At 69.0% G+C, this 26,681-nt stretch carries 23 protein-coding genes; 10 read left to right on the top strand and 13 right to left on the bottom strand.

Annotated features, from left to right (window positions below):
* Positions 1 to 65 precede the first annotated feature (65 nt).
* The gene (locus ABD115_RS11295) at positions 66 to 1,238 is read left to right on the top strand and encodes a CaiB/BaiF CoA transferase family protein (protein ID WP_343960870.1); all 1,173 of its coding nucleotides are present in this window, start codon (positions 66 to 68) and stop codon (positions 1,236 to 1,238) included.
* A 34-nt stretch (positions 1,239 to 1,272) separates the two neighbouring features.
* Positions 1,273 to 2,436 (top strand): acyl-CoA dehydrogenase family protein, encoded by a 1,164-nt coding sequence (locus ABD115_RS11290; protein WP_343960869.1) that lies wholly within the window; start codon positions 1,273 to 1,275, stop codon positions 2,434 to 2,436.
* Positions 2,437 to 2,650: 214 nt separating this feature from the next.
* Here the strand turns inward: ABD115_RS11290 and ABD115_RS11285 are convergent, their stop codons facing one another.
* Complete coding sequence (locus ABD115_RS11285) at positions 2,651 to 3,781, bottom strand: PQQ-dependent sugar dehydrogenase (protein WP_343960868.1); 1,131 nt, start codon at positions 3,779 to 3,781, stop codon at positions 2,651 to 2,653.
* Positions 3,782 to 3,886: 105 nt separating this feature from the next.
* Between ABD115_RS11285 and ABD115_RS11280 the strand changes: the two genes are divergently transcribed.
* From ABD115_RS11280 to ABD115_RS11265, 4 genes are read left to right on the top strand one after another with little or no spacing between them, the layout of a single operon-like run.
* The gene (locus ABD115_RS11280) at positions 3,887 to 4,303 is read left to right on the top strand and encodes a GntR family transcriptional regulator (protein WP_343960867.1); all 417 of its coding nucleotides are present in this window, start codon (positions 3,887 to 3,889) and stop codon (positions 4,301 to 4,303) included.
* Positions 4,300 to 5,403 carry a DUF1648 domain-containing protein gene (locus tag ABD115_RS11275; RefSeq protein ID WP_343960866.1) on the top strand — a complete coding sequence of 368 codons (1,104 nt, stop codon included), beginning with the start codon at positions 4,300 to 4,302 and terminating at the stop codon, positions 5,401 to 5,403. The genes ABD115_RS11280 and ABD115_RS11275 overlap by 4 nt, the downstream gene beginning before the upstream one ends.
* Positions 5,400 to 6,467: a DUF1648 domain-containing protein gene (locus ABD115_RS11270; protein ID WP_343960865.1), complete on the top strand. Its 1,068-nt coding sequence runs from the start codon at positions 5,400 to 5,402 to the stop codon at positions 6,465 to 6,467. Before ABD115_RS11275 ends, ABD115_RS11270 begins: the two co-directional genes overlap by 4 nt.
* The gene (locus tag ABD115_RS11265) at positions 6,464 to 7,462 is read left to right on the top strand and encodes a CPBP family intramembrane glutamic endopeptidase (protein ID WP_343960863.1); all 999 of its coding nucleotides are present in this window, start codon (positions 6,464 to 6,466) and stop codon (positions 7,460 to 7,462) included. Before ABD115_RS11270 ends, ABD115_RS11265 begins: the two co-directional genes overlap by 4 nt.
* A 9-nt stretch (positions 7,463 to 7,471) precedes the next feature.
* Here the strand turns inward: ABD115_RS11265 and ABD115_RS11260 are convergent, their stop codons facing one another.
* Entirely contained in the window at positions 7,472 to 8,041 is a 570-nt protein-coding gene (locus tag ABD115_RS11260) for a TetR/AcrR family transcriptional regulator (protein WP_343960862.1), read from the bottom strand.
* Positions 8,042 to 8,366: 325 nt separating this feature from the next.
* Between ABD115_RS11260 and phoH2 the strand changes: the two genes are divergently transcribed.
* Positions 8,367 to 9,713, top strand: a complete 1,347-nt coding sequence (gene phoH2 / locus ABD115_RS11255; protein ID WP_382389535.1) for an RNA 5'-3' helicase PhoH2 — start codon at positions 8,367 to 8,369, stop codon at positions 9,711 to 9,713.
* 242 nt (positions 9,714 to 9,955) lie between these two features.
* Here phoH2 and ABD115_RS11250 read toward each other — a convergent pair whose 3' ends face one another.
* Positions 9,956 to 10,666: a FadR/GntR family transcriptional regulator gene (locus ABD115_RS11250; RefSeq protein ID WP_343960861.1), complete on the bottom strand. Its 711-nt coding sequence runs from the start codon at positions 10,664 to 10,666 to the stop codon at positions 9,956 to 9,958.
* Between the two features lie 52 nt (positions 10,667 to 10,718).
* Between ABD115_RS11250 and ABD115_RS11245 the strand changes: the two genes are divergently transcribed.
* Positions 10,719 to 11,942, top strand: coding sequence for an MFS transporter (locus tag ABD115_RS11245; protein WP_343960860.1), 1,224 nt, complete (start codon positions 10,719 to 10,721; stop codon positions 11,940 to 11,942).
* A gap of 113 nt (positions 11,943 to 12,055) precedes the next feature.
* Here the strand turns inward: ABD115_RS11245 and ABD115_RS11240 are convergent, their stop codons facing one another.
* From ABD115_RS11240 to ABD115_RS11210, 7 genes are all read right to left on the bottom strand, one after another.
* Complete coding sequence (locus ABD115_RS11240; protein WP_343960859.1) at positions 12,056 to 14,749, bottom strand: purple acid phosphatase family protein; 2,694 nt, start codon at positions 14,747 to 14,749, stop codon at positions 12,056 to 12,058.
* 240 nt (positions 14,750 to 14,989) lie between these two features.
* Entirely contained in the window at positions 14,990 to 15,775 is a 786-nt protein-coding gene (locus tag ABD115_RS11235) for a trimeric intracellular cation channel family protein (RefSeq protein WP_343960858.1), read from the bottom strand.
* A gap of 4 nt (positions 15,776 to 15,779) precedes the next feature.
* A complete protein-coding gene (locus ABD115_RS11230) occupies positions 15,780 to 16,319 on the bottom strand; it encodes a tetratricopeptide repeat protein (protein ID WP_343960857.1) in 540 nt (179 codons plus the stop codon).
* Between the two features lie 439 nt (positions 16,320 to 16,758).
* Entirely contained in the window at positions 16,759 to 18,165 is a 1,407-nt protein-coding gene (locus tag ABD115_RS11225; protein WP_343960856.1) for a class II fumarate hydratase, read from the bottom strand.
* Positions 18,166 to 18,203: 38 nt separating this feature from the next.
* Positions 18,204 to 18,884 (bottom strand): carbonic anhydrase, encoded by a 681-nt coding sequence (locus tag ABD115_RS11220; RefSeq protein WP_343960855.1) that lies wholly within the window; start codon positions 18,882 to 18,884, stop codon positions 18,204 to 18,206.
* The gene (locus ABD115_RS11215) at positions 18,881 to 19,567 is read right to left on the bottom strand and encodes a DUF4245 family protein (RefSeq protein WP_343960854.1); all 687 of its coding nucleotides are present in this window, start codon (positions 19,565 to 19,567) and stop codon (positions 18,881 to 18,883) included. Before ABD115_RS11215 ends, ABD115_RS11220 begins: the two co-directional genes overlap by 4 nt.
* 2 nt (positions 19,568 to 19,569) lie before the next feature.
* Positions 19,570 to 19,833 carry an exodeoxyribonuclease VII small subunit gene (locus ABD115_RS11210; protein ID WP_343960852.1) on the bottom strand — a complete coding sequence of 88 codons (264 nt, stop codon included), beginning with the start codon at positions 19,831 to 19,833 and terminating at the stop codon, positions 19,570 to 19,572.
* Between the two features lie 87 nt (positions 19,834 to 19,920).
* Here ABD115_RS11210 and ABD115_RS11205 point away from each other — a divergent pair, with 87 nt between their 5' ends.
* Positions 19,921 to 21,084 carry a hypothetical protein gene (locus tag ABD115_RS11205; RefSeq protein WP_343960850.1) on the top strand — a complete coding sequence of 388 codons (1,164 nt, stop codon included), beginning with the start codon at positions 19,921 to 19,923 and terminating at the stop codon, positions 21,082 to 21,084.
* A 27-nt stretch (positions 21,085 to 21,111) separates the two neighbouring features.
* Here the strand turns inward: ABD115_RS11205 and xseA are convergent, their stop codons facing one another.
* Positions 21,112 to 22,329, bottom strand: a complete 1,218-nt coding sequence (gene xseA, locus ABD115_RS11200) for an exodeoxyribonuclease VII large subunit (protein WP_343960848.1) — start codon at positions 22,327 to 22,329, stop codon at positions 21,112 to 21,114.
* A 226-nt stretch (positions 22,330 to 22,555) separates the two neighbouring features.
* Between xseA and ABD115_RS11195 the strand changes: the two genes are divergently transcribed.
* A complete protein-coding gene (locus ABD115_RS11195; protein WP_343961381.1) occupies positions 22,556 to 23,587 on the top strand; it encodes a 4-hydroxy-3-methylbut-2-enyl diphosphate reductase in 1,032 nt (343 codons plus the stop codon).
* Between the two features lie 68 nt (positions 23,588 to 23,655).
* Here ABD115_RS11195 and ABD115_RS11190 read toward each other — a convergent pair whose 3' ends face one another.
* Positions 23,656 to 25,203: a pyridoxal phosphate-dependent decarboxylase family protein gene (locus tag ABD115_RS11190; protein WP_343960847.1), complete on the bottom strand. Its 1,548-nt coding sequence runs from the start codon at positions 25,201 to 25,203 to the stop codon at positions 23,656 to 23,658.
* Positions 25,200 to 26,672, bottom strand: a complete 1,473-nt coding sequence (locus tag ABD115_RS11185) for an MFS transporter (RefSeq protein ID WP_343960846.1) — start codon at positions 26,670 to 26,672, stop codon at positions 25,200 to 25,202. Before ABD115_RS11185 ends, ABD115_RS11190 begins: the two co-directional genes overlap by 4 nt.
* Positions 26,673 to 26,681 lie beyond the last annotated feature (9 nt).

Genomic DNA, 26,681 nt, shown 5'->3' with positions numbered 1-26,681 from the left:
TGTCGAGCGTTCGGGCTGTGCATATTTTGCGCCATCGGCGATGTCGTTTCCCCTACAGTTGGGCTATGTCTACTCCAGGTCCGCTTGCCGGAATTCGCGTCGCTGACTTCTCTCGAGTGCTCGCAGGCCCGCACGCGACGATGCTGCTCGCCGACTTCGGCGCCGACGTGATCAAGATCGAGAGCCCCGAGGGCGACGGCACGAGGCAGTGGTCGCCGCCCGAGAACGCGATCGGGCAGAGCACCTACTTCGCGGGCGTGAACCGCGGCAAGCGCTCGGTCGTGTGCGACCTGCGCAGCGCCGAGGGGCTCGCGCTGGCGAAGGAGCTCGCGACGACCGCAGACGTTGTCATTGAAAATTTCAAGCCCGGCACCATGGACAAGTTCGGGCTGAGCTACGAGGCGCTCGCCGCGGCGAACCCGGGCGTCGTGTACTGCTCGATCTCGGGCTTCGGCGACGCCGAGGGCCGCGACCTGCCGGGCTACGACCTGCTCGTGCAGGCCGTCGGCGGCCTCATGAGCATCACCGGCCAGGCCGACGACGCGGGCGGCGAACCCACCAAGGTGGGCGTCGCCCTCGTCGACATCCTCACAGGCCTGAACGCGGTGATCGGCATCCAGGCCGCGCTGCGCGCCCGCGACACCGAGGGCGGTACCGGTGCCGGCCAGCACGTCAAGGTGACGCTGCTCGGGTCGCTTCTCTCGGCGCTAGCGAACCAGGCCTCATCGACGCTCGAGACAGGCCGCTCGCCGGGCCGCATGGGCAACGCCCACCCCTCGATCGCCCCCTACGAGACGTTCCACGCGGCCGACCAGTCAGTCGCGCTTGCGGTTGGCACCGACGGCCAGTTCACGCGGCTCTGCGACGTGCTCGGCATCCCCGAGCTCGCGACCGATGAGCGCTTCGCAAACAACCCGGCCCGCGTCGCGAACCGCGTCGCGCTGCGTGCGGCCCTCGAAGAGCGCCTGCAGACCCGCAACGCCGACGAGTGGATCACGGAGTTCACCGCAGCCAACATTCCGGCTGGCCGAGTGAACACGGTCGCGCAGGCGATCGAGCTCGCAGAGTCCCTCGGCCTCGACGCGGTCGCCGAGACCACGGGTGTCGCGGCAGACGGCTCCGAGCACACGCTGCGCTCGATCGCGGCGCCGATCCACTTCTCTGCCACGCCAGCCAGGTACACCTCGCCGCCGCCAGGCATCGGCGAGCACCAGGGCGCAACCTGGCTTCCCCGCTAACTTCAGCTGTACCCCCACCGAACAAAGGAATCTCATGACAACCACGATCGACCAGCTGTTCAACGTTGCCGACTTCGTCACCGAGGAAGAGCGCGAGTGGCAGCTCAAGGCGCGCGAGTTCGCGCAGGCCAAGATCAACCCGATCATTGACCAGGCCTTCGAAGACCGCAGGCTTCCCGTCGAGCTGCTCCCCGAGGTCGGCGAGTTCGGCGCGTTCGGCATGTACATGAACGGCTACGGGCTGCGCGGCGCATCATCGGTCGCGTACGGCCTCGTCGCGATGGAGTTCGAAGCAGCCGACTCCGGCTTCCGCACCGCGCTGTCGGTGCAGGGGTCGCTCGCGATGGGCGCGATCTACAAGTTCGGTTCCGAGGAGCAGAAGCAGCAGTGGCTGCCCGCGATGGGCCGTGGCGAGGCGATCGGATTCTTTGGCCTCACCGAGCCCCAGGGCGGTTCCGACCCCAACACCATGCTCACCTCGGCTCGCCGCGACGGCGACCAATGGGTGCTCAACGGCAAGAAGCGCTGGATCGGCCTCGCCACCATCGCGCAGGTCGGCGTGATCTGGGCGAAGGACGAGGAGGGCGTCGTGCGCGGCTTCGTCGTGCCGACCGAGACCGAGGGCTTCAAGGCCACGGCAATCGAGAACAAGCTCTCGATGCGCGCCTCGCTGCAGACCGAGATCGAGCTCACCGACGTGCGCCTGCCAGCAGACGCGATCCTCCCCGGCGCGAAGGGGCTTTCGGCCCCGTTCAAGTGCCTGAACGAGGCGCGTTACGGCATCGCGTGGGGCGTCATGGGCGCCGCGCGCTCCTGCCTCGAGGCGGCCGTCGAGCGCTCGCAGACCCGCGAGGTCTTCGGTGCCCCGATCGGTTCGAAGCAGATCATCCAGGCGCAGCTCGCCGATATGTTCGTCGAGTACGAAAAGGGCATGCTGCTCGCACTGCACCTTGGCCGCCTGAAAGACGCGGGCACCCTCACCTACGGCCAGATCTCGGTGGGCAAGCTCAATAACGTGCGCGAGGCCATCAAGATCGCAGGCCAGTGCCGCTCGATCCTCGGCGGCGACGGCATCACCTCCGACTTCCCGGTGATGCGCCACATGGCGAACCTCGAGTCGGTGCGCACCTACGAGGGCACCGACGAGGTGCACCAGCTCGTGATCGGGCGCGAGCTCACCGGCATCGCTGCGTTCTAGGTCGCCTGGGGCCTTGGGCCCGGCGTCGGTTGAGAGCGCCCGCCACCGTTCACGGTGGCGGGCGCTTTCGCGCCTGCGTTAGATAGTGGATCTGCACTCCCACGGTCGCGGTTGCGGCGTGGCGGGCCCGGTGAACGCAGATTACCTATCTACCGCAGGTGGCCAGGGGCCAGGTGGCCAGGGGACAGGGGCCGGGCGCGGCCGGCAGTGCGCCCTACTGCACGAGGCCCGTGTCGATGAACCTGTCGTCGTCGGCCCGCGGATCCACCCGCCCGTCGGTGTTGTTGCTCAGCAACCACAGCCTGCCGTCGGGGGCGACTGTCACGTCGCGGATCCGCCCGAATTCGCCGACGAAGTGATCTGTGCTCGCCGTGAGGTCTGCGAGCGGCACGGCGCGCACCCGCTGCCCGCGCAGGTTCGCGATATAGATCGTGTCGCCGGCGATCGCGATGCCGCTCGGACTCGCGTCGGCCGGCCGCCACTGCTGCACCGGGTCGGTGAATCGAGAGTCGCCCGCGATGCCCTCGACCTCGGGCCAGCCGTAGTTGCCGCCGGCGGTGATGACGTTGAGCTCGTCCCAGGTGTCTTGCCCGAACTCGCTCGAATACATCGTGCCGTCGGCCGCCCAGGCGATGCCCTGCGGGTTGCGATGGCCGTAGCTGTAGACGGGCGAACCCTCGAACGGGTTGTCGGCTGGCACCCCGCCGTCTGGGGTGAGCCGCAGAATCTTGCCGCCGAGGCTCGAGAGGTCTTGCGACAGCCAGGTTTGCGCGGCGTCGCCCACGGTCACGTACAGCATGTCGTCTGGCCCGAAGGCGATGCGCCCGCCGTTGTGCGATGCGGCGCTCGGGAGCGCGTCGATGATGGTGGTGGGGTCGCCGATCGCGAGGGATCCCGGGGCCCCGGTGACGGGGTAGCGCTCGACGCGGTTGCCGTTCGCCGCGGTCGAGTAGGCGTACAGATACTCGGGCTGTGTGCCGGCCGCGGCGGGGGAGACCGCGATGCCGAGCAGCCCGCCCTCGCCGCCGTGCACGACGCCGGCGACGGTCGCGACCTCGCGCGCCTCGCCGTTCTCTGCGAGCTCGATGAGTTTGGCGGTGTCGCGCTCGCTGACGAGCGCCGAATTGCCGACATAGGCGACCGACCAGGGCGACGTGAGGTTCAGCGATGGCTGGCGCGGGCCGAGTGGGGCCGGGGCTGCGGTGGTCGCTGGTGGTGCGCTCTCGGAGGGCGTGGCCGGCGATGTCGGCGGCGGATCGGGTTCCGCGGCCCCCGTGCAGCCCGAAAGAGTGAGCAGTAGCGCGGCCGAAGCTGCGAAGACGAGCGGGCGTGGTGCGGTGTGCATGGTGACCTCCCTCCCACCACGGTACTTGATGTTGCTGCGCTGCGGGCAGCCGGTGGGGTGCGCACTAGTTCTAGTTGAAGTAGAGTTATTGGAAGAGGAGGCCCCATGCTCATCCGAATAGACGAGGCGAGCGAGCGCGCCATCTACGCGCAAATCGCTGATTCAGTGCGCTCCGATATCGCGGCTGGCAAGATTCGCTCGGGCACCACACTGCCGGCCGCGAAGCGTCTCGCCGAGGCGCTCGATATCAACGTGCACACCGTGCTGCGCGCGTATCAGCAGCTGCGTGATGAGCGGCTCGTCGATCTCAGGCGCGGCCGCGGTGCCGTTGTGACCTCGCTCGCCGAGACGCTCGTCGAGCTGTCTGGCGAGGTGCGCGCCCTCGTCGACCGCGCGCACGCGCTCGGCGTCAGCCAAGAGACGGTGGCCGCGATGGTCGCTGGTATTGGCGGGCAGGGGCCTCCACCGGCGGGCAGAGACCCGATTCCACTGCAGTTTTCGAAGGAGCAAGCCGCCGCATGACTGACGCGCCAACCCCCGAGCCAACGCCAACACCCACACCTGCCTCCGCGCACCCCGAGCTACCGCGCGCGAAGGCCGCCGCGCGCATCGTCGGGCTGTACGTGCCGCTCGGGCTCGTCGTGGTGCAGACAACCCTGTACCTACTGTGGCTGCCCCGGCTGCCGAACCCGATGGCCGTGCACTGGAGCGGTGCCGGCGTCGCCGACGGATTCGCGAGCCCGATGCTGGGGCTCGTGATGTTTCCGCTCACCGGCCTCGTGATCACCGCGCTGTTCTTCACGACGAAGTTGCAAGACGTGCAGAACCGGCTGCGGCCGGGCGGTGATGTGTGGGGGCCGCTCAACAGGTTGATTCCCGCGATCGTGCTGAGCGCCGGCGCCCTGATTTTCACGCTGAACCTTCTCACGACGACCGCGCAGCTCGACCTCGCCAACGGCCGCGACCTGGCGCCAAATCTTGCGGCGATGGTGATCCCGTATCCCGTGGCGATTGCGGCCGGGGTACTCGGCTACTTTGCCCAGCCGAAGCTGCGGATTGCCTACGAAGCCGACGCTGACGCCGGTGAGCCCATCGAACTCGCTGCGGCTGAGCGCGTGGTGTGGCTCGGGGCCATCACCGCGACGAAGCCGTACCTCTGGGCGATGGCCGGCGCGCTCGTCGTCGCGAGCGCGAGTTTCATCTGGATCGTGACGCTCCGACCTGTCAGTGTGGTCGCGGTCGCGGTTACCGGTGTCGCGCTTGTCGCGGTGCTCGTGCTGACGCTCGTGTCGATGCGGTTCAACGTGCGCATCGACGAACGCGGGCTTGAGGCCAGGTCGTTTCTCGGTTGGCCCCGGGTCTGGGTGCCCGCCGAGTCCATCACGAGTGTCGAGGTGGGGGAGATTCACCCCTTCGGCGAGTTTGGTGGCTGGGGGTGGCGGCTTTCCACCGACGGCAGTGTCGGCATCGTGATGCGCACGGGTGAGGGGCTTCGGGTTGGCAGAGCGAGTGGACGGCCGCTCGTGATCACACTCGACGACGCGGAAGCGGCCGCCGCGGCGCTTGCGACCACAATGCAACACGCGCGCGCTCAGCGCCGTATCGAAGGAGACCACTCGTGACCCCCGAGCTCGCGCGCGCCCGCCGCGCCGCCGTTGTTGTCGGCCTTGTGCTGCCCGCGATCATCATCGTCGCCGTGACTGCCGTGCAGCTGGTGTGGCTGCCGCGCATGCCAACCCCGGCCGCTGTGCACTGGGGCCCAACGGGGCTGCCAGACGGGTTCGGCTCGCCGTGGCAGAGCATTCTCATGTCGGGAGGCAGCAACGCATTGCTGCTCATACTTTCTGTCGTGCAGCAGGTGCAGTTCGCCCGCGCAAACACAGGCAGCACATCAACCTCATGGTCGTCTGCTGCGCGGCTCTTGCCGGCGTTCGTGCTCGGCCTCACCGTGTCGCTCCAGACGTTCGCGCTCGGCAACGCGTGGGTGCAGCTCGATGCCGCCGACGCCCGCGAGACGGGGTCAACACTCGGCGTGCTGATCGGCGGTTTCGCCGCAGGGCTGGTCGTCGGCGCAATCGCCTTTCTCGTGCAACCCAAGCTGCGCCTCGACCCCGAGGCTGGCAAGCCGCAGGCGACGCCGCTGCCGCTCGCCCGCGAGGAGCGCGCCGCCTGGGTTGGTGAGGTGTCGCCGTCGCGCGGGGTACTCTGGGCGATCGGTATTGCGGTTGGCGGTGTCGCGGCGCTCACCGTGTGGATGTTTACAATTGAGCCGATCGGGGGCTGGATCAGCCTCGGAACGCTCGTGTTTATTGCCGCGGTGATGCCCACCGCGCTGTGGTTCCGCGTGCGGATCGGGCCGCGGGGCTTCGAGGCAAGGTCGATTATCGGCTGGCCGGTGTTTCATGTTCCCGCGGCCGAGATCACCGAGGTCGTCACCGCGCACATCGAGCCGCTCGGTGAGTTCGGCGGCTGGGGTCTGCGGTTCGCCGGTGGCCGCACCGGCATCGTGCCCCGCAGCGGTGAGGGCATCGTCATCACGCGCGAGAACGGCAAGGTGCTCGTTGTCACGCTTGACGGCGCCGACGAGGCCGCCGCGGTGCTCAGCGCAGCGGCAGCCGCAGCACGCAATCCAGGCCCCACCGCCAGTGGCGGCAACGTTACGTCTATCGAGGGAGATACGCCATGAGTTTCGAACCAGACGCCCAGCCGCAGCAGGCCCAGGCCCAGCCGCAGCCCCCGGAGCCCGCCGCGCCGCTCACCCGCGTGCCGTGGGACGCGGTCGCGCTCTTCGTGGCGGTCGCGTATGGCCTCGCCTGGCTCGTGATGCTGCCGCTCCTGCGGCTCGACCCCGAGACGGCGGCCGACATGCCGATGGCCACGCAGCTGCTGCTATCGCAGCTGCCCGCGGTCATGATGTTCACGCCCGCCGTCGCGATGCTCGTTGTCGTGTTTTTCGCGAAGACGCCGCGCCGCGCCCGTGCCCGCTTTCTCGGGCTGTGGCCGCTGAGACCAGCGAAGCGGGTCGTGTGGCTCATGGTGATCGGGTACTTCGGCCCGATGGTGTTTGTCGTGCTCGCCCTCGGCATTGCGCTGCTGTTCGGCTGGCTCACCCCAGACTTCGCCGAGTTCTCGGGCTATGCCGAGCTGCTCGTCGCGGCCGGGGCCCCTGCCGAGCTCGCGCGCACGGCGGCGATCACCCAGCTCGCGATCATCCCGCTCGCTGGGCTGATAAACATTGTTGTGGCATTCGGTGAGGAGATCGGCTGGCGCGGCTGGCTACTGCCCGCGCTGCGTCCGCTCGGCACCTGGCGGGCGCTGCTCGTCAGCGGCGTGATCTGGGGCCTGTGGCACACTCCGGTGACGCTGCTCGGCCACAACTTTCAGCTCTACGACTGGCGCGGCGTCGCGCTCATGATCGTGGGGTGCACGCTGCTCGGCACGCTGTTCGGTTGGCTCCGGCTGCGCAGCGGCTCGGTGTGGCCAGCCGTGCTCGCGCACGCCGCATTCAACGCCGCCGGAGGCGTGTTCATGGTGATCGCGATGGCCGGCGCGCCGCTCGAGCCGTGGCTCGTGAACCCGCTCGGTGTCTCGGGGTGGATCGCGGCCGCGATCATCATCGTTGTGCTCGTCGCGGCGGGCCAGTTCGGCAAGCAGCCGAGCCTGGCGCCGCCGCGACGATAGCGGCCAGAGCTAGCTGCTCTGCTCCTCGGCGAGGAACCAGGCGGGGAGCAGTAGCGGCAGGTTCTCAAAGAAACGCTCACGCGACATATCGCCCTCGAGGATCCACACGCGAATTGCGCCGGTCGCTCCGGTCGCGAGAAACGCGGCAGCGACGTCGAGATCGACATCGGGCACCGCTGGCTTCCGCTTGCGGCGCTTTGTCAGATACGTCTCGGCTACGCCCGTGAGGAAGCGCGAGAGCATCATCGGTACGGTGCCATCGACCTGGTCGTTGAACGCGATCGTGTACAGCTGCTTGCGCGCCTCAAGGTGGTCGAGCGCCGTGTAGATGCAGTGCGTGAACGGGTCGATCTCGGTCGCGGGAGCTGCCTCGTCGCAGACCTTCACGAGCTCGGTGTGCAGCGCATCAGCGAGCGCCTCGGCGGGCGTCGTGTAGTGCTTGTAGAAGGTCACACGGTTGATACCCGCGCTCTCGGCGAGCTCGGACACGGTGATTTCACCGACGGGTTTCTGGGTGGCGAGTTCGGTGATCGCCTTGTGGAGTGCGGCACGGGTCCGCAAGATGCGCGCATCAGTCATGGCCATAGCCTAGCGCTGTTTCATAGAGGAAAGGCCACAAGAGAAAGTATTTCTGTTGTCGGAAATCTAGAGAAAGCACCAATAAGACCGGCCACGGTTGTCGGCGTCTGAGATTTCTGATGTCGCGACCGTCTGCGGGTGCTCGGGCGGGGGCGTACGCTCTGCCGCAACGCAGGCGTCAGCGTGTCGAAAGCCGGCATTCACTTTCGCGGCGTACCGTGTGCTGTACCGGGCACCGTGCCCGGTTGAGGAGGCCGCAGCCACCCTCGTAAGCTACGGCCGACTCGTTTCGCCGGGGCCGCCCCGGCAGAACGAAGGAGCCGCCGTGGCAAACACCCGAGATACCCTCCAGCAGCCTTCGATCGGCCTGAGCGACCCGCTCGCGCAGGCGGAGCGCACCATCGTGCTCGACACGTCGGTGCTGCTCAGCGATCCCGCTGCGATCTTCCGCTTTGCGGAGCACAGTATCGTGCTTCCCGTGGTCGTCGTGACCGAGCTGGAGAAGAAACGGCACGACCCCGAACTCGGCTACTTCGCCAGGCGCGCGCTGCGGCTGCTCGATGGGCTGCGCGAGCGGCACGAGCGGCTCGACTTCCCGGTGCCGGTCGGCGACGAGGGAGGCACGCTCCGCGTCGAGCTCAATCACTCGAGCTCTGAGGTGCTGCCGAGCGGCATGCGACTCGGCGACAACGACACCCGCATTCTCGCCGTCGCGCAGTCGCTCGCGAGCGAGGGCCTCGCCGTGACCGTCGTGTCGAAAGATCTGCCGATGCGCGTCAAGGCCGCGGCGCTTGGCCTTGGAGCCGAGGAGTACCGCAACGACCAGACGGGTGACGACAGCTACCTCGGCACCGCCGCGATCGAGCTCTCCGACGCCGAGGTCGACGCGCTGTGGGAGGAGGAGCGGCTCGACGGCGTTGAGGCCGTACGCGATCTGGTCGGGGGCACGGGGCTCATCATCAGCTCGCCGAGCGGATCGGCGCTCGCCAGGGTCGACGGCGACACCTCGCTCCGCCTCGTGCGCGGCGACCGCGAGGTGTTCGGGGTGCACGGACGCAGCGCCGAGCAGCGGCTCGCGATCGACCTGTTGCTCGACCCCGAGGTCGGCATCGTCTCGCTCGGCGGCAAGGCCGGCACTGGCAAGTCGGCGCTCGCGCTCGCGGCGGGCCTCGAGGCGGTGCTCGAGCGGCAGCAGCACCGCAGGGTGATGGTGTTTCGACCGATGTACGCGGTTGGGGGGCAGGAGCTCGGCTACCTCCCCGGCGACCAGCAAGACAAGATGAACCCGTGGGGTCAGGCCGTGTTCGACACCCTCGGGTCGATCGTGTCGCAGAACGTGCTCGAAGAGGTCGTCGCCCGCAATCTCGTCGAGGTGCTGCCCCTCACCCACATTCGCGGGCGCTCGCTGCACGACGCATTCGTCATCGTCGACGAGGCGCAGTCGCTCGAACGCAACGTGCTGCTCACGATGCTTAGCCGCATTGGACAGCGCTCGCGCGTTGTGCTCACTCACGACGTCGGGCAGCGAGATAACCTGCGGGTTGGCCGGCACGATGGCATCGCCGCCGTGATCGAGAGGCTCAAGGGGCACAAGCTGTTCGGCCACGTGACGCTCACGCGCAGCGAGCGCAGCGACATCGCTGCGCTCGTCACCGAACTGCTCGACGCGTAGGCCCCGGGCCCCGCCGGCCCCGGGCTCTCCCGGGCCCTCCCGGCCCCCGCCGGCCCCCGCCCGGCCCCTCCCGGGCCCTCCCGGCCCCTCCCGGCCCCTCCCGGGCCCGCCCCCGGTGCATGCATACGGCGCTTGTTGTCGCTTGCGATCTCGTTTGGCGACAACAAGCGCCATATGCCGCGGGGTGGCTCAGGGGGCGGGGGTGGCTCAGGGGGTGGGGGTGGCTCAGCGCGCGGGGTGGCTCAGTGGGTGGTGCGCTCCCAGCGCTCGGTGACGTCCCAGCGCTCGGTTGCGGCGAGGTTCGCCGACGCGCTCGCCGCCGCCGCTTTCGGGTCGCGGCGGCGAATGGCGTCGAGCACCTCTTCGTGGCCGCGCGGATCGTCGAGGGTGAAACCGTCTCGAGTGATTGACGACTCGACCGACTCCCGGAGCCGGGGCAGCAGGGCCGCGTAGATCTCGAACAAAATGGTGTTGTGCGCTGCTCGCGCGACCTCCTCGTGAAAGGCCGCGTCGGCCGCAGCCCAGCGTGAGGCATTCTCGGGCGTTGGCGGCGTCACCGTGATGCGGGTGCGGTGAGCGAGCGCCGCCTCGATGCGCGCGCAGTCGTCGGCATCCGCGCGTTCGGCCGCAAGCCTCGCGAGCTGCGGCTCGATCGCCGCGCGGGCCTCGAGTACCTCGGCGATGCTGCCGCCCGAGCGCGCGAGCGCGCCGGGAACCTCGCTGCGCGCGCTCACGAATGTACCGTCGCCGCGGCGGATGTCGAGCATGCCGCTGTACTGCAGCGCCCGCAGCGCCTCGCGCAGCGTGCCGCGGGCTACGCCGAGGCTCGCGATGAGCTCTGGTTCGGGCGGGATTCTCTCGCCGACCGCCCAGCGACCCTCGACGATTTCTGTGCGCAGCCGCTCGACAACCTGGTCACTCAGTGAAGTTTGGCGTACCGGATCAAGGCTCATGTGTGCAATGATAGTACCTCTCAAAGGTTAGACGTTTGATGTTTGGATATTCATGACCACTCCCACCACCCAGACCCCCGCGCTTCGGCGGCCAGCGCTGATGATTCTCGCTCTCGTGCTCGTCGCGCTCAACCTGCGCCTCGCGATCACGAGCGCAGCGGCGCTGCTCACCATGCTCACCGAAGCCGGTGCGCTCAACTCGGTCACCGTCGTGCTCGTTCCCGCTATTCCAACCGCGGTGTTCGCGGTCGCCGGGGTGAGCACGGCCCGCCTCGCGAGCCGGTGGGGGGTCGAGCGCACGGTGGCCGTCGGGCTCGCTGTGCTCGCCCTCGGCCTTATCATTCGCGCGATTCCCGCGCCGTGGATCGTTGTCGCCGGTACGGTTATCGCGACCGGCGGGCTCGCGGTCGTGAACATTCTGTTGCCCGCCGTCGTGCGGCTGCACTTCGCGCGAAACATCGGCACCGTCACAACGATCTACTCCACGGCGATGTCGCTCGGTGCGGCGACCGCTGCAGCGACCGCGGTTCCCGTTGCGCTCGCGCTGGGCAGCCCGACACTCGGCCTCGCCGCGTGGGCTATCCCAGCGCTCATCGCACTCACCGTCTGGGCGATCGTGATGCCGCTGCAGCGGCCAGCGCGGGTGGCGCCGCCTGCTGATGACGCAGCGGCGGCACGCGGGGCCCGGCAGCCGCTGCCGGCCGGCACCTGGTTGCTCGCGAGCTTCTTCGCGCTGCAGTCGCTGCTGAGCTACGTGATCATGGGCTGGCTCCCGACGATCGCGGTGGGCAGCGGGCTGTCGCCCGAGCGAGCCGGAGTGCTGCTCGGCATCGCCATGGCAGTTGGGGTGCCCGGAACGGTGCTCATCATGCCGCTCGCTCGCGGCGCGAAGCGCATGCGCTTGGGCTTCGCGATCGTCGCGTCGGCGACCGCTGGCGGTGTGCTCGGGTTCTTGTTCGCGCCGCTCGCGTTGCCAGAGGTCTGGGCGGGGCTGCTCGGGCTCGGCATGTGCGCCTTCCCGCTCGCGCTCGGGCTCATCGCGAGCATTGGGCGCGACGCCATCGAGTCTGCGCGGGTCTCGACCACGGTGCAGTCGATCGGCTACACCGTCGCGACGCTCGGCCCGCTTGGCGCCGGCGCGCTGCACCAGGCCGTCGGGTCGTGGACGCCCGTGCTCGTGCTGCTCGCGGTGGGCGCGGCGGTGCAGGCAACCGTCGGGCTCGTGCTCACGGGCGTGGTCTGGCGCGGTCGCGCCGCGGTGAAGACCGTGGAATAGCGGTGGCGGCGGGGCCGGGCGGTGCCGTGGCATAAAACGTCGCACAAATGCAGCGGGCGGGGTGCGGATCATTTCGATCCACACCCCGCCCGCTGACGAACGAACGGCCCGCGCTAGCGGCGCGGCTCCCCGCCCTCGGGCAGCTCGATCGCGGCGCGGCGGCGCCACACGACGAGCGCGGCACCGAGCGCCAGCAGGGTCGCGGCGGCGACGCCGAGGGGCAGGAACGCCTCCCCACCGGTCGCGGCGATCGAGCCCGAGCCCTTGCCGCCGACCTGCTCGCCGGGCTTCGTAACGCCGGGCTTCGTCTCGCCGGTGTCGGCCGCGGTCACGGTAAGCGGCGTCGACACTGTCGAGCCGTTCGGCAGCACGGCGACGAGCGAGTGCTCGGTGCTGGCCGGCGTGTTTGCCGGGATTGTCACGGTCGACTCGAAGGCGCGATCCGCCCCCACCTCGACGGTGCCGAGCGACACTGGCTCCGAGTGCAGCTCGAGCGCGATCTTCGACCCCGGCGCGAAGCCAGTGCCCGAGACCTTGACCTTGCCGCCCGGCTTCACCGACGTCGCGTCGAGCGCGATGGCCGGCCCTGCCGGCGCGGTCACGCCCGCCTCGGTGACCCACTTCTCGCCGGTGTTGTACTTCGTGACGGTGAACTCGTCGAACACCTCGCCGACCGCAGGCACCTCGGCGGCAGCGTACACCGGGCGCTCACCCGACGCGTCGGCGAGCTTGAAGCTCTTCGAGCCGGGCACGGTCTCGGCGACGTACGACCGGTAGGTGAGCTGGTTCTCCGTGACGTCGATCACCTGGTAGGTGGTGACTCGCTCGCCGCGGATCACCTGGGTCGCGCCGTTGTTCGTCCAGATGTTCTTCTCTTCAGACTCGAGGTCGTAGTGCTTCGCGCCCGAGTTCGACACCGTGTACACGGGCCCGTTGGTGACGCCGCTCGTCGCGGTGCGATCATCGTTGTTGAAGCCCCGGGCGTAGGTGTGGTCGTGGCCCATGAGCACGAGATCGATGTTGTTCTCCTCGAACACGGGCACCCAGTGCTCGCGCAGCACGGGCTCGTTGCGCCCCTTCGACGTCGAGTAGACGGGCTGGTGGAAGGTCACGACATTCCACTTCGACGGGCTGTTCTTCAGCACGAAGTCGAGCCAGGCGGCCTGGTACTCCGTCCACAGTTCCTGCACCTTCGTGCTCGGGCACTCGGCGCCCGTGCAGCCCGGGAGGTTCGCGGGCTTCAAGAACGTCGTGTCGCGTGTCGCGTTCAGCGTGATAAAGCGCACACCCTGGTAGTCGGTGTAGTAGACCGTCTCGGCGGCGAAGTCGGCCCAGTGCTCAAAGTACGCCGCGTACTGCTTTGCCACCTCGGTGTCGCCCTGCGAGAGCTTCGCGAGCTCGCCGATCGACTCGGTTGAGGGCTGGTTGAGCGGGTACTCGAAGTGTGCCTTCCACGACGCGAGGGCCTTGTCGCCCTGATACTCGTGGTTGCCGGGGGCCGCCATGACGTTCGTGCTCGTCGCGGAGTGCTCCATGCCCTTGAACCAGTTCTGCCACTCGGTGTCGTTGTTGCCGGTGTTGATGAGGTCGCCCGCGTGCACCGAGCCGATCGAGCGCGTTGCCTTCGCCTCGGCCTGCTTCACGACCGATGGCCAGGTGGTGTCGAGGCCGATCTGGGCGTCGCCGTAGTAGACGAACTGGAAGTCGGTCGCCCCGGGAGTCTCCGTCGTGAACGAATACCACTCGCTCATGCTGCCGGCGGTGCCGACGCGGTAGCGGTAGGAGGTTGCGGGGGAGAGCTCGCCGATCGTTGCCGAGAAGTGCTCCTTCTCGTTGCCGTTCACAGCGCCAACTGGCTTCGCCTCGACAGAGCGGGTGTCGCCGCCCGCGGCCAGCCCGATCTCGACCTGGCCGGTCGTGTGCGACGCGTCGCCCGCGAGCCACGAGAACGACTGCGATACAGCGGGGGTCTCGGTCGGGGTGAGAATCACGCGGGTCGGGGCCGCGACGACCGGGTCGGTGTCGCCGCCCGGCTCGGTGCCGGCGTCGCCCTTCGCGGTGAGCTCGAGCTTCGGCAGGTCGAAGTAGGCGTCTGAGGAGCTCTCGCGATCTTGATACAGTGCGACCGCGATCGTGTTCGTGCCGTCGCGCAAGAGCGCCGGATCGATCGTGAACTCCGAGACGACAGGGTCACCCTTGCTGTCGCCCGCGTACTGCAGGTTTGAGGGGAGCGAATCGTCGACGCGCGCGTCGAGCAGGCCGACGACCTTCTGGCCGTTCACGAACACTCGCGCTGCGTCGTCGTGAATGATCGTCGCCGCGACCTTGCCAACCTCGGCAGCGACGCCGGCTTCGAGCTCGACCGTGGTGCGGAAGAAGTACGTCGGCACGGTGTTCTTCGCGTTGCCGTCGATGTAGTGGGAGAGCTTCGTAGCTGGTGTGTACGGGCCGACGGCGCCAAGCTCGTTCTTCTTCACGCCGAAGCCGCTTGGCGCGGTGGGCCATGCGGAGTCATCGAACCCCGGCGCGGCCCAGGCATTGCGGTCTGCGGCACCTGCGGCCGGGTCGACGTTCGTGTCGAGGTACTTCCACTTCGTACCGGTCTCGATGAGTGAGTTCTTGGGCACGACCGGGGTTGCGGCGGCCGGGGCCGCGGCTGGTGCTTCGGCGGAGGCGGCTGGTGCTTCGGCGGAGGTGGCTGAAGCGGGGCTCGCGAGCGGGATCGCGAGGCCGCTGCCAACGAGAGCGGCAAGGGCAAGCGCGGTCGTGCCGCGCCTCAACCGCGCGGCGGTTGCGGGGTTCGTCATTTCGTTCCTTTGGAGTTCGAATGCGTGAAGAGTGAGGCTGCCTGGGTGGGCGCCCTCAGCTACACAATCGAACCCAAGTGGCCCGACGGTCGCCCCCGGGTAGCTGCGGGCCTGCCCGCGGGTGACCGGTGGGTGAACTCAGGTGTGTCGAACTCGCCGGGCCGCGCTGCGGGCCACGCGTGGCCCCGCGACTTTGCTAGCGTGACCCCGCGACTTTGCTAGCGTGACCCCGCGACTTCGCTAGCGCGACCCCGCCGGCTGGCGGCCGTCGCCAAACTCCGTGTCGTCGTCTGGTTCGTCTTCGCTCTGGCCACCGAGATCGGGGAGCACGATGACGCCTGTCTGCAGCGCCTCGTCGATGACGGCCTCTACCTGGCGCTGGCGACGCAGCTGAATGCGGCTGAGCGCCCGCTGCTCGGGCAGGCTCCAGCCAAAGCGCACCGCGAGCAGCCTCAGCAGGGTCGTAACGACAACGCAGACGATGCCGGCGATGAGCACGGGCGCCCCGAACTGCAGCATGATGAGCAGCACGACGATGCCGCCCATCGACGCGACCGCGTAAAACGAGCCGACGTGCATGAGCGCGATCGGAATGTTGAGAATCATGTCGCGCAGCACACCGCCGCCCACCGCGGAGACGGTTCCGATGAACAGGGCAGGCACGACCGGCAGGCCGAGCGAGAGCGCCTTGGTCGCGCCAATCGCACCGAACATGCCGATGCTCACCGCGTCGAGCAGCGACACCACCGGGTCGACCTTGCGAAACAGCCTGGGCACGAGCATGCCAACGAAGGCCGCGAGCGTTGCGGTGAGCAAATACCAGTTGATCGAAAACGCCGCGGGGGTCGTGCTCAGCAGAATGTCACGGAGAAAGCCCCCGCCGATGCCCGAGGCGATGCCGAGAATGGCGACGCCGAGCAGGTCGAGCCGCTTGAACCCCGCGGCGAACAGCGCCCCCTGCAAACTACCAACGCCCACGGCTGTGAGTTCGGCCCAGAGCGGCAGGGAGAAGGTTTCGTCAAGCACGCACCTATTCTCTCGCACTCCCGGGTTGCGGGCGGGCGGCACCGGCGCGCGCCTCTGCGGCGTAGCCGGCAAGCGAGCGCTGGTATTTCGGCAGCGATGGCACGAGCGCCTCGATGAGCACCGCGACGGCCTCGGCCGACCGCCCGGCGCTGTGCAGCGCGAGCGCGTAGAACGCGTCGGGCGCGGCACCCAGGCTCGGGTGGCCGGCCGAGGCTTCGAGCACGGCGAGCGCCTCGGCGGTGCGGCCGAGGTTGCGCAGCGTCGACGCGTACTGAATGTCGAGCTCGGCACGCGACTGGCCGTCGAGCCCGAGCTCGATCGCGCGCTCGTAGAGCTCCGCGGCGCGGGCCTCGAGGCCCGCCGAGTCGTGCGCGCCGCCAAGTTGGAAAGGCCCGCGCGGGTCGTCGTCTGGGAGCTCAGCGGTAAGCGCCTCGATGCGCTCGACGACCTCGAGCTCAGATGCCGAGGGGTCGGCCCACACCGCGTCGACGCGGGCCTGCCAGTTGTCGGCCGGAGCAGCGGGGTCTGAATGGGGTTGGGTCATGCCGCCAGCGTAGCGAGCGCGGGCAGAGGCTCGCGAGCCGCAAACCCTGCACTCCGCTCCGAGAGCGCCCCCTGTGCCGCTCAGCGCCCGGGTTGCCCGCGCAGCGCCCGGGTCGCCGCTCAGCGCCCGGGTCGCCCGCGCAGCGCCCGGGTCGCCGCTCAGCGCCCGGGTCGCCCGCGCAGCGCCCGGGTCGCCCGCTCACCAACCCTGCACTTCTCGCCGAGACCAGTCCCTTCTCCTGCGAAAAACTGAACCCAGCTCGGAGGCAAGTGCAGGGCTGGCCGGCGTGGGCCTCGCCTACGGCTGCGCGGTTGGGCCGCGGCTGGGCCGCGAGACGGGCCTGGCGGCTGGGCCGAGCGAAGGGTCGCGCGGCCCAGGGCCCGCACGCAAACGGGGCGGTGAGGCTCCAGCCTCACCGCCCCGCCCGCTGACAAGCGAACTACTTCGCGACGCCCGGGTGGGTCATCGAGAGCAGATCGAGTGCCTTGTCGAGGTCAGCCTCGGTGACCTCGCCGCGCTCGACGTAGCCGAGATCGATGACTGCCTCGCGCACGGTGATGCCCGCGGCAACCGAGTGCTTCGCAATCTTCGCGGCGGCCTCGTAGCCGATGAGGCGGTTCAGCGGGGTGACGGTCGACGGGCTCATGCCGGCGAGGGTCTCCATGCGCTCGATGTTGGCCTCGAGGCCGGCGACGGTCTTGTCAGCGAAGACGCGCGACACGTTCGACAGCAGGCGGATCGACTCGAGCAGCGCGGTGCCCATGACGGGGATCATCACGTTGAGCTCGAAGTTGCCGCGAGCGCCGCCCCAGGCGATGGTCGCGTCGTTGCCGATCACGCGAGCGCAGACCATGAGGGTCGCCTCGGGGATGACGGGGTTGACCTTGCCGGGCATGATCGACGAGCCGGGCTGCAGGTCGGGGATGTGGAGCTCGCCGAAGCCGGTGTTCGGGCCCGAACCCATCCAGCGCACGTCTTCTGCGATCTTTGTGAGCGACACGGCGATGGTGCGCAGTGCGCCAGAAGCCTCGACGAGCCCGTCGCGGTTTGCCTGTGCCTCGAAGTGGTTGCGTGCCTCGGTGATGGGCAGACCGCTCGACGCTGCGATCTCGGCGATGACCTTCTCGGGGAAGCCGAGCGGGGTGTTGATGCCGGTGCCGACGGCGGTGCCGCCCTGCGGAACCTCGGCGACGCGGGGGAGGGCAGCGTCGATGCGCTCGATGCCGTAGCGAATCTGCGCTGCGTAGCCACCGAACTCCTGGCCGAGGGTAACGGGGGTCGCGTCCATGAGGTGGGTGCGGCCCGGCTTCACGGCCGACTTCCACAGTTCAGCCTTCTCCTCGAGCGCCTCGGCGAGGTGCGCGAGCGAGGGCTTGAGCTGCTCGATGAGTGCGCCGGTGACCGCGACGTGCACCGAGGTCGGGAAGACGTCGTTCGACGACTGCGACGCGTTCACGTGGTCGTTCGGGTGCACGGGGGCGCCGAGGTGCTTGGTTGCGAGGCTCGCAAGCACCTCGTTCATGTTCATGTTCGACGAGGTGCCAGAGCCGGTCTGGTAGGTGTCGACGGGGAACTGGTCGTGGTGGGCGCCGCCGATAATCTCGTCGGCAGCTGCGACGATCGCCTTCGCGATGTCTGCGTCGAGAATGCCGAGCTCGGCGTTTGCCATGGCCGCTGCGCGCTTGATGCGCGCAAGCGCGACGATCTGAGCGGGCTCGAGACCCTTGCCCGAGATCGGGAAGTTCTCGACGGCACGCTGAGTCTGCGCAGCGTAGACCGCGTTCTTGGGAACGCGGACCTCGCCCATGGTGTCGTGCTCGATGCGGTACTCGATCTCTTCGGTCACAATAGTCCTTTGCTTGAGAGTGCTGGGATGTTGGGTAATTAGTTCAGGGGAGCGAGCTCAAGCTCGAGCGGGCCAACGACCGTGTACGGCACGGCGCGGCCCTCGGTGAGCCGGTACTGCAACCCGACGACGGCGAGCTGGCCGGCGTCGACGGCGTCGCTGATGGCGCGCGAGGTGCGCAGCAGCTCGTGCACGGTCGCGTTGAGGTGCAGCCGGCCGACCGCGTTGGCGTCGATCTCGGTGGCGGTCACGTAGGGGGTCTCGGTGTGACCCTGCAGCCAGAGCTGTTGCACCGACGGTTGAATCGGGGCGAGGGTGTGCTTCACGGAGCGGGTCGTTTCAGACGGCTCGCGCCCGGTCTGATCGATCGCCGCGGCGACGGCACCGCACGAGTCGTGCGCGAGCACCACGATGAGCGAGGCGCCAAGCTCGGTGACCGCGTACTCCATCGACGCGGTGATTGACTCGGCGACGACGTGGCCCATGTTGCGGGCGATGAACAGGTCGCCGAGGCCGCAGTCGAAGATGATCTCGGCGGCGAGGCGGGAATCCGAACAGCCGAAGAGCGCAACATCGGGGCTCTGCGAGTTCACGAGCTCGCTGCGCCGCTCGACGTTCTGGTTCGGGTGAGCCGAGTCTCCCGACACGAATCGTTCGTTGCCGGCGATCAGCGTGTCCCACGCTGCCTGCGGGGTGACGCGGGGTGTCTTGTCGGTCATTCGGTCGCCTCACTCGTTGCTGCGGATTCAAACTGCTGGGGCTCGCCGAGCGAGTCGGCCACTTGCGCTGCAAGCACGCGAATCGTTGCGGCGTCGTCGGTGCCATAGACGAGCACGGAGTTCGTGCCGACAGTGCTTTCGAGCCCGAAGCGCATGTTGACCTTTTCGGCCTTGCGATCTTGATGGTCGTAGACCCGCCAGCTCAGGCCGCCAAGCTGCTCGGTGCCGGTCGACTCTTGCTCCTCGAGCATGCCCGCGATCCACTTCGCGCTCACGGGCTCGCCCGTCTCGGTGTACGCCTGTACGACTGAGGCGAACGCCTCGTTCTCGGTCGTGTAGAGGATCTGCCAGGCCGAGACACCGTTTTCGACGGTCAGGGTGGCCTGCTTTGCCTTCCAGGTATCGGGCACCGCGGGAACGGCGAGCGGGAAGTCTGCTCCGGCCGTTGCGGCGGCCTGGGCCACATCGATCGATCGATCCGGGAAGTCGCCTGCGGGTCGCGGCACCATGAGGTAGATCACGAAGACAAGCCCGACGGTCACCAGCAGCGAGAACACCAGGTTGTTCACGGTCTTTCGCGACTTATACAGCCGGCTGCCTTCGGCCTTGCGGGCGGCGGTCTCGGCGGCCGTTTCTGGCCTGCCGAGCTCGGCAACAATGTTCGGGCGCTTCTGCCTCGCCATAGCTAGAACACGTCTCCGTTCTCGGCCTCGACCGCACTTGGGGTGTCGCCTTGAGCGCCGCCCTGCCGCGCGTCTTCGAGCCGTTTGCGGGCACCGATGAGCCACTCCTCGCAGCGCGTGGCGAGGGCCTCGCCACGCTCCCACAGCTGGAGCGATTCTTCGAGCGTGGCGCCGCCCTGCTCGAGTCGGCTCACCACCTGAATGAGCTCGTCGCGCGCCTGCTCATAGCTCAGCGCGGCAACGTCTGCTTCGATCGGGGCAGTCATAGCTTTCAGTCTAGCCGCTGCGCCCTGGGCGCTCGCGATACGTCGAACGGGGGAGCGCGCGGTTCGCAGACCCGTTAGGCTTTTCCAGTGCTTCGCCTCATGTTCTTCGTTGGCCTTGGAATTCTCTTCGGCGGTATCGTTGCCGCGCTTGTTGGCCCGCCGGGCGCCGCCTCCTGGGCGATTCCCGTGGGCATCATCGTCACGGTAGTGTCGGCAACGTTCGTGCTCCTCGGCCGGTCGCTGCGAGGCCTCTCCCTGCCGTCGAGCGAGCAGGTGCAGCTCGCCCTTGCGGATGGCCGCGTCGGGCTTGCCCGCGTCGATGCGCTCAGCCAAACCGGCACGCACATCAACGAGCAGCCGGTCTGCGACATCGACCTCACCGTGCGGCCCGTGCACGGCGGTGTCTACCGCACCAGGGTGCGACGCATCGTACAGCTCACCGAAATTCCCCGCTTTCAGCCAGGCACCAGGCACGTGGTCGCGATTCTGGAGGAGGGGCACCCTGAGGTCGCGCTCACCGCGGAAGACGCTGGCGCGCAGATCTGGGACGACACCGAGTTCCCGCCAGCCGAGGCCGCAGGAGACCTGCAGCTCCCCTCGCAGAAAAGCGGCGGACCTGCTGGCGTGCGCCGGCCGCTCATCGGTACGAGCCGCCGGTGGCGGCCGCTCCGCATCGCGGCGTTCGTGCTCGCCGGCATGCTTGCTGGCGCCGCCGTTGTGTTCCCGTACCGCGCGGGCCTCGCGGAGACCGTCGCCGCGATTCCCGAGGGGCGCTTCCACGCTGACCTGCGTGAGCCGGCCGCGCTCGACCGGGCGCTCGCCGCGCTTGCCCAGGAGATTGGGCACGACCGCGTGGTCAGCGTCACGGTATCGGAAGATCTGGTGAGCGTGAACGCGCCGCTCACCCCCGAGAGCCTCAACGTCGACCGCTGGTACTACCGCAAGGGGAGCGTCACTCACGATGGGCCCGGCTCGCCGCAGCCGGAAACCCTGAGCGAGCAGTTCGGGCTCGGCGAGCTAGACGCCGGCGCGATCCTCCGCGAGATCGAGCGCGCGGCTGAGGAGGTCGGTGTGAGCGACCTCGACGGTGTGATGTACTCCGCGAGCCGAGAGCTCGCGCAGACGGAGGCGGATCCGTGGAACACCGAACGCTCCGGCCCCGTGAGCGCGTCGTTCGTGATCAACGACGGCTACCGCAGCGCTTCGTTTAGGGTCGCGGCCGACGGCAGCGAGCTGCGGAGCACCGACTAGCGCAAGTTGGCGCCGGCGAGCGCCGGGCTATTCCGCGGTGCCCGTGGAGGTGGCACCGACCCGGCCGCCAACGACGCTCACGCGAAGCGAGGTGCCGGAGGGGGCGTCGGCGGGTTCGCGCAGCACCTCACCCGTCGGCAGCTGCACGATCGCGTAGCCGCGCTCGAGGGTCGCCTGCGGTGAGAGTGCCCGGAGGTGTGCGCGGGTCTCGGCGAGGGAGCTGGCACGATCCACAATCGCGCGATCGGCGAGCTCCGCACCGCGCGTAACCCAGCGCACGAGCTCCTCGGCGCGGTCGTCGACGATGCGCTCGGGGCTCGCGAGCACGGGTCGCTGCCGCAGCTGGGAGATGCGGTCGGCCTCGTAGCTAAAGAGCTGGCTCACCCGGCTCGACATGCGGCTGCGCGCCTGGTCGATGCCCGCGAGCTCCTCGCCGACGTCTGGCACAACGCGCTTCGCGGCATCGGTCGGGGTCGATGCGCGCAGGTCGGCGACCTCGTCGAGCAGCGGGCGATCGGCCTCGTGACCGATCGCGCTCACGACCGGAGTGTTCGCTTCGGCGGCGGCCCGCACCACGGCCTCGTCAGAGAACGGGAGGAGGTTCTGGAAGTCGCCGCCGCCGCGCGCAACGATGATGACGTCGACCTCGGGGTCGGCGTCGAGGGCGCGGATGCCGGCGGTGACTTCGCTCGCTGCGCGATCGCCCTGCACTGCCGCGTAGTGGATCTTGAACTGCACGCCTGGCCAGCGCAGCGTCGCGTTGCGCACGACGTCTTTCTCTGCGTCGGAGTCGCGGCCGGTGACGAGACCGATCTTGCCCGGCAGGAACGGCAGGCGCTGCTTGCGGCCCTCGTCGAAGAGCCCCTCAGTCTGCAGCTGTCTGCGCAGCCGCTCGAGGCGCTCGAGCAGCTCGCCGAGACCGACGTGCGACAGGTCGAACACCTGCATGGTGAGCGAGCCGCCCTTCACCCAGAAGTTTGGCTTCACGAGCGCGATCACGCGGTCGCCCTGCTTGAAGTCAGCGGTGAGGCGCTGCGCGACCGAGCGCCAGACCGTGAAGCTGACGGTCGCATCCTGCGTGAGGTCGCGGAGCTTGCCGTAGACGTGACCACCGCGCACCTGCCACTGGGTGACCTCGCCCTCGACCCAGACCTGGCCGAGCCTGTCGATCCACCCGGCGACCTTTTCGCTCATGAGGGCGACGGGCCACGGAGATTCGCGGGTTGCGGGTGCGTCTGCTGCCATGGGTTCGAGCCTACTCGGCGCCGCCGACCCGGGGGTGCGGCGCGGCGCAGCGCGGGACGCACTCGGGGTGACTGCGGCGTATCGGCGCCGTGGCGCTCCGCGGCGCGCGTTCGCGCACAGCACTCAGACTGACTGCTCAGCGAGGCAGCGTAGACTTGTGCTCATGACTCAGCAGGCTTCGGTTGTTAATCAGCGCACGATCGGTGCTCCGGTTGTGAGCCTGGCGATGCCGCGTATGCGCCGCCTGGGCGGCAGGCTTAAGAACCTGCCAGTTGCAGGTGAGAAGCGCGTGCTGCTCGCCGCTCCCCGCGGCTACTGCGCGGGCGTCGATCGCGCGGTCGTCGCCGTCGAGAAAGCGCTCGACCGCTACGGCGCTCCCGTGTACGTGCGCAAGCAGATCGTGCACAATGTGCACGTCGTGCAGACCCTCGAGAAGATGGGCGCAATCTTCGTTGAGGAGGTCGACGAGGTGCCCGAGGGTGCGAACGTCGTGTTCTCGGCTCACGGCGTCTCGCCCGCGGTGGTGCAGGAGGCGGCGGATCGGCACCTCCACGCGATCGATGCGACGTGCCCGCTCGTGACGAAGGTGCACCGCGAGGCCGTGCGCTTCGCGAAGCAGGACATGGAGATTCTGCTCATCGGCCATACCGGTCACGAGGAGGTCGAGGGTACCGCTGGTGAGGCGCCCGACCACATCACGATCGTGAACTCGCCGGATGACGTCGACGATCTCGTGGTGAAAGACCCGGATCGCCTGGTCTGGCTCTCGCAGACCACGCTGTCGGTCGACGAGACGATGGAGACGGTGCGCCGGCTGCGCGAGCGCTTCCCGAACCTGCAAGACCCGCCGTCAGACGACATTTGCTACGCGACGCAGAACCGCCAGGTCGCGATCAAGAAGATTGCGCCCGAGGCTGACCTTGTGCTGGTCGTTGGTTCCACGAACTCGTCGAACTCGGTGCGCCTCGTCGAGGTCGCGCTCGAGTACGGTGCGAAGGCCGCCTACCTCGTTGACTTCGCCGAGGAGGTGAAGCAGGAGTGGCTTGAGGGAGTCGAGACGATCGGCATCTCGAGCGGTGCCTCGGTTCCCGAGGTGCTCGTGCAGGAGCTGCTCGACGACCTCGGAGAGGCCGGCTACGCCGACGTGCGCGCGGTCGTCACGGCAGAGGAAGACCTCGTCTTCTCGCTGCCGAAGGAGCTCCGCCAGGACGCCTCGGGCAAGCGCGACGAGCGCGCCCTCGGCGGCCGCGTGCGCTAGCAGCGCTTCGCCTGCCCGGGCCCGGCCACCGTGGCGGTTACCCAGTGCGATTGCCGCGTGAGATAGCCCTACGGCTCGCTCACGCGCGCGAGCAGCTCGGAGAGGATCGCCTCGGCGACCGGAGCCGGCAGCCGCTCGGCGAGCGCCATGAGCGGCGCGAGCCTGCCTGGGAGCGACGAGGCCTTGCCGCCATCCCCGCCAGCCCCCGCGAGCCGCAGGATACGCCACGCAGCATCGGGCGACGGCACGCGGAAGGTGCCGCCGTCGCGCTTCGGGGCGTACCCGAGCGCCCGCAGCCCGAGCAGCTCGAGCCTGGGGTTCGCCTGCGGCTTCCCCCGCACGGCGTCGGCGGCCGCCCGCAACGCATCGACGAGCTCGGGGAGCGTGCCCTCGGTGACCGGCGTGATCGTGAGGTGCGCGGTGTGGGGGAGTCTGACGCCGCCCGGCTGCGTGAACCCCGGCTGGTGCTGAATGCGAAACCCGAGCGTCGCGAGCTCGTCGGCGAGGTGATGCGGGTCGACCCGCTCTGCCTCGGGCAGCGACTCGTCGGCGACGAGTGCGATCGACGGCCCAGAGGGCGCGCCCCACACCGAGAGGCCCCGAATGAGCGACGCCTCGCGCACGATCGTCTCGGCCGAGCGCACGCACGACGCGGTCAGTTCTGCGTAGCCCTCGTTCCCAAGCCGCTTCGTGATCGCCCAGGCCGCGGCGAGCGGCGAGGCGGGCTTCGACCCGAGCAGCGTCGGGTTCACAACCGGGTAGCCCGGCCAGCTCGTCGTCGCGAAGAACTGGGCACGGTGTCGCCTGCGGCCCCGGTGCAGCAGCACGGAGACGCCCTTCGGGGCGTAGCCGAACTTGTGTAGGTCGGCCGAGATGCTCGTGACGCCAGGCACCCGAAAATCCCACGGCGCAAGGCCGGGCCACCACGGCAGCGCGAGGCCGCCGAAACAGGCGTCGACGTGGCACGACAGCCCAAACTCCTTTGCGATGCCCGCGACCTCGGCGATCGGGTCGATCGCGCCGTTCGGGTAGGCCGGCGCAGACACGACAACGAGCGCGACGTCGGCCCCAAGTTTCTGCTCGAAGCCTGACACCCGCACGGAGCCGTCTGGCTCGCACACGACGGGATCCCACTCGAGATCGAACAGCCGCGCGGCCTTCTGAAACGCGGCGTGCACGGTCGCAGGCGTGACGAGCCGCGGCCGTTTCCCGGCCCGCGCAAGCTTCGCGGCGAGCTCGGGGTGCTCCGCCCGCCACAGATCCCGCGCCGTCTTCACCGCGAGCAGGCAGCTCTCAGTGCCGCCGCTCGTGACGCTGCCGACGACGGGCCCGCCGCCGAGCTTGGTTGCCGGGCCGTTGAGCGCCTTGCGCATAAAACCGATGAGCTCGCGCTCCATCACCGCGACCGACGGGAACGTCGTCGGGTCGAGGGCGTTGAGCGGGCGGGTGAGCTCCGCCGCGTCGCGGGCGAGCGCGTCGAGCTCGGCGAGCCCCGAATCGTAGACGTAGGAGAGCACGCGGCCGCCGTGGGTCGGCGCGTCGCGCTCGCGCAGCGTCGAGAGCTCAGCGAGAATCTCTGCGGCCTCCGGCCCGGCGAACTGGGTGGCCCGGCTCACGGGGTGCTCCCCGCAGCGGCGTCGACGTCGCGCTCGGTGAGCCTGTAGCTGCGCAGCGTCGCGAGGCTCGCGAGCATGAGCAGCGCGGGGAAGAGGCTGAACGCGAGCGCAATGCCAGAGACCGCGGTCGCCGGCTGGGTGACGGTCACCGAGGCAACGGACTCGACGTAGCCCGTCGCGGCGAGCACGAGGGCAAGCGTGGTGGATCCGAGGGCCATGCCGGCGGTCTCACCCGCTGTCCACACACCACCGAACACCCCGGCGCGCCCCTCGGGGTCGCCCGAGGTTGCCGCGTCGTGGCTCATGACGTCGGGGAGCATCGCCATCGGCATGGTCTGCATGCCGGCGTACGCGGCGCCGGCGACGCCGACGGGGGCGAGGATCCACATGCCGGGCCACAGCAGCATGCCAGTGAGCGCGACCGCGGCCACGAGAAAGAGCAGGCTCGCGATGCGGAAGGTGCGCGCCTTGCCGATGCGGTCGGCGACCCACCGCCACACGGGCGCGAACAGCAGGGCAGGGGCGATGAGCGAGGCGAACAGAACCGTGACGGCGCCCTGGTCGTTGAGGATCCACCTGGCGACGTACTGCGCGCCGGCGAGCATGAGGCCGGTCGCGAGGCCCTGCAGCATGAACGTCGCAAGCAGCGCCCGGAATGGCTTGCTGTCGCGCAGGGCGCTGAGCCCCTCGCGGTAGTGGGCGAGCGAAAAAGCGCGGTGCCCGCCGTTCGCGGCGATCGTTGGCGCACCGCGGGGCGCGACCGTCGAGGCGAGCCACAGGCTCCCGCCCAGCAGCACTGCCGCGGCGATCGCCATGAGCAGGTAGCCGAGCAGCTGGTTGTCGGGGAACAGGTCACGAATCTCGGGGCCGCCGGCCCCGAACAGCAAAATAGCGACCGTGAGCACGACGACTCGCCACGTGAGCAGGCGGGTGCGCTCTTTGTAGCCGTCGGTGAGCTCGGCCGGGAGCGACACATACGGAATTTGGAACATGCTGAAGAACGTCGCCGCCGCGACGAACGCGAAGAGCACCCAGATCGCAGAGACCGCTGGCCCGACGCCCGGCGGCACCGCGAACATCAGCACGAACGCGATCGGCAGGCCGATCGCACCGATGACCATCGGGCCGCGCCGCGAGCCGGTGCGGGCGAGCGTGCGGTCGCTGAGCCCACCGATGATGGGGTCGATGATCACGTCCCACACCTTCGCGAGCGTGACGATGAGGCCGGCGATAAGCGCGGTGACCCCGAGCGAGTCGGTGAGGTAGTAGACGAGCACGAGGCCCGGGAGGGTGGCGAAGCCGCCGGTCGCGAGAGAACCGCTCGCGTAGCGGGCGACGGTGCCCGGCGATAGCTTGGCGCGGGGCTGCTGTGACGCCGGTGCTGGCGTCTGCGCGGGGGTGCCGGCCGGGGCGCCAGCTGGCTCGGGCCGGCGCGGCGAACCCTGCGGTGAACTCGACTGTGAACTCATGGGTTTAGC

Source organism: Leucobacter albus (genome assembly GCF_039528015.1).
Taxonomy (GTDB): domain Bacteria; phylum Actinomycetota; class Actinomycetes; order Actinomycetales; family Microbacteriaceae; genus Leucobacter; species Leucobacter albus.
Note: the sequence above shows the minus strand (reverse complement) of the source record. Positions and strands in the feature narration are given on the sequence as shown.

Coding starts and splice junctions, on each gene's coding strand:
- ABD115_RS11295 (WP_343960870.1), top strand. CDS start 66: ATGTCTACTCCAGGTCCGCTTGCCGGAATTCGCGTCGCTGACTTCTCT.
- ABD115_RS11290 (WP_343960869.1), top strand. CDS start 1,273: ATGACAACCACGATCGACCAGCTGTTCAACGTTGCCGACTTCGTCACC.
- ABD115_RS11285 (WP_343960868.1), bottom strand. CDS start 3,781: ATGCACACCGCACCACGCCCGCTCGTCTTCGCAGCTTCGGCCGCGCTA.
- ABD115_RS11280 (WP_343960867.1), top strand. CDS start 3,887: ATGCTCATCCGAATAGACGAGGCGAGCGAGCGCGCCATCTACGCGCAA.
- ABD115_RS11275 (WP_343960866.1), top strand. CDS start 4,300: ATGACTGACGCGCCAACCCCCGAGCCAACGCCAACACCCACACCTGCC.
- ABD115_RS11265 (WP_343960863.1), top strand. CDS start 6,464: ATGAGTTTCGAACCAGACGCCCAGCCGCAGCAGGCCCAGGCCCAGCCG.
- ABD115_RS11260 (WP_343960862.1), bottom strand. CDS start 8,041: ATGACTGATGCGCGCATCTTGCGGACCCGTGCCGCACTCCACAAGGCG.
- ABD115_RS11250 (WP_343960861.1), bottom strand. CDS start 10,666: ATGAGCCTTGATCCGGTACGCCAAACTTCACTGAGTGACCAGGTTGTC.
- ABD115_RS11245 (WP_343960860.1), top strand. CDS start 10,719: ATGACCACTCCCACCACCCAGACCCCCGCGCTTCGGCGGCCAGCGCTG.
- ABD115_RS11240 (WP_343960859.1), bottom strand. CDS start 14,749: ATGACGAACCCCGCAACCGCCGCGCGGTTGAGGCGCGGCACGACCGCG.
- ABD115_RS11230 (WP_343960857.1), bottom strand. CDS start 16,319: ATGACCCAACCCCATTCAGACCCCGCTGCTCCGGCCGACAACTGGCAG.
- ABD115_RS11220 (WP_343960855.1), bottom strand. CDS start 18,884: ATGACCGACAAGACACCCCGCGTCACCCCGCAGGCAGCGTGGGACACG.
- ABD115_RS11215 (WP_343960854.1), bottom strand. CDS start 19,567: ATGGCGAGGCAGAAGCGCCCGAACATTGTTGCCGAGCTCGGCAGGCCA.
- ABD115_RS11210 (WP_343960852.1), bottom strand. CDS start 19,833: ATGACTGCCCCGATCGAAGCAGACGTTGCCGCGCTGAGCTATGAGCAG.
- xseA (WP_343960848.1), bottom strand. CDS start 22,329: ATGGCAGCAGACGCACCCGCAACCCGCGAATCTCCGTGGCCCGTCGCC.
- ABD115_RS11195 (WP_343961381.1), top strand. CDS start 22,556: ATGCCGCGTATGCGCCGCCTGGGCGGCAGGCTTAAGAACCTGCCAGTT.
- ABD115_RS11185 (WP_343960846.1), bottom strand. CDS start 26,672: ATGAGTTCACAGTCGAGTTCACCGCAGGGTTCGCCGCGCCGGCCCGAG.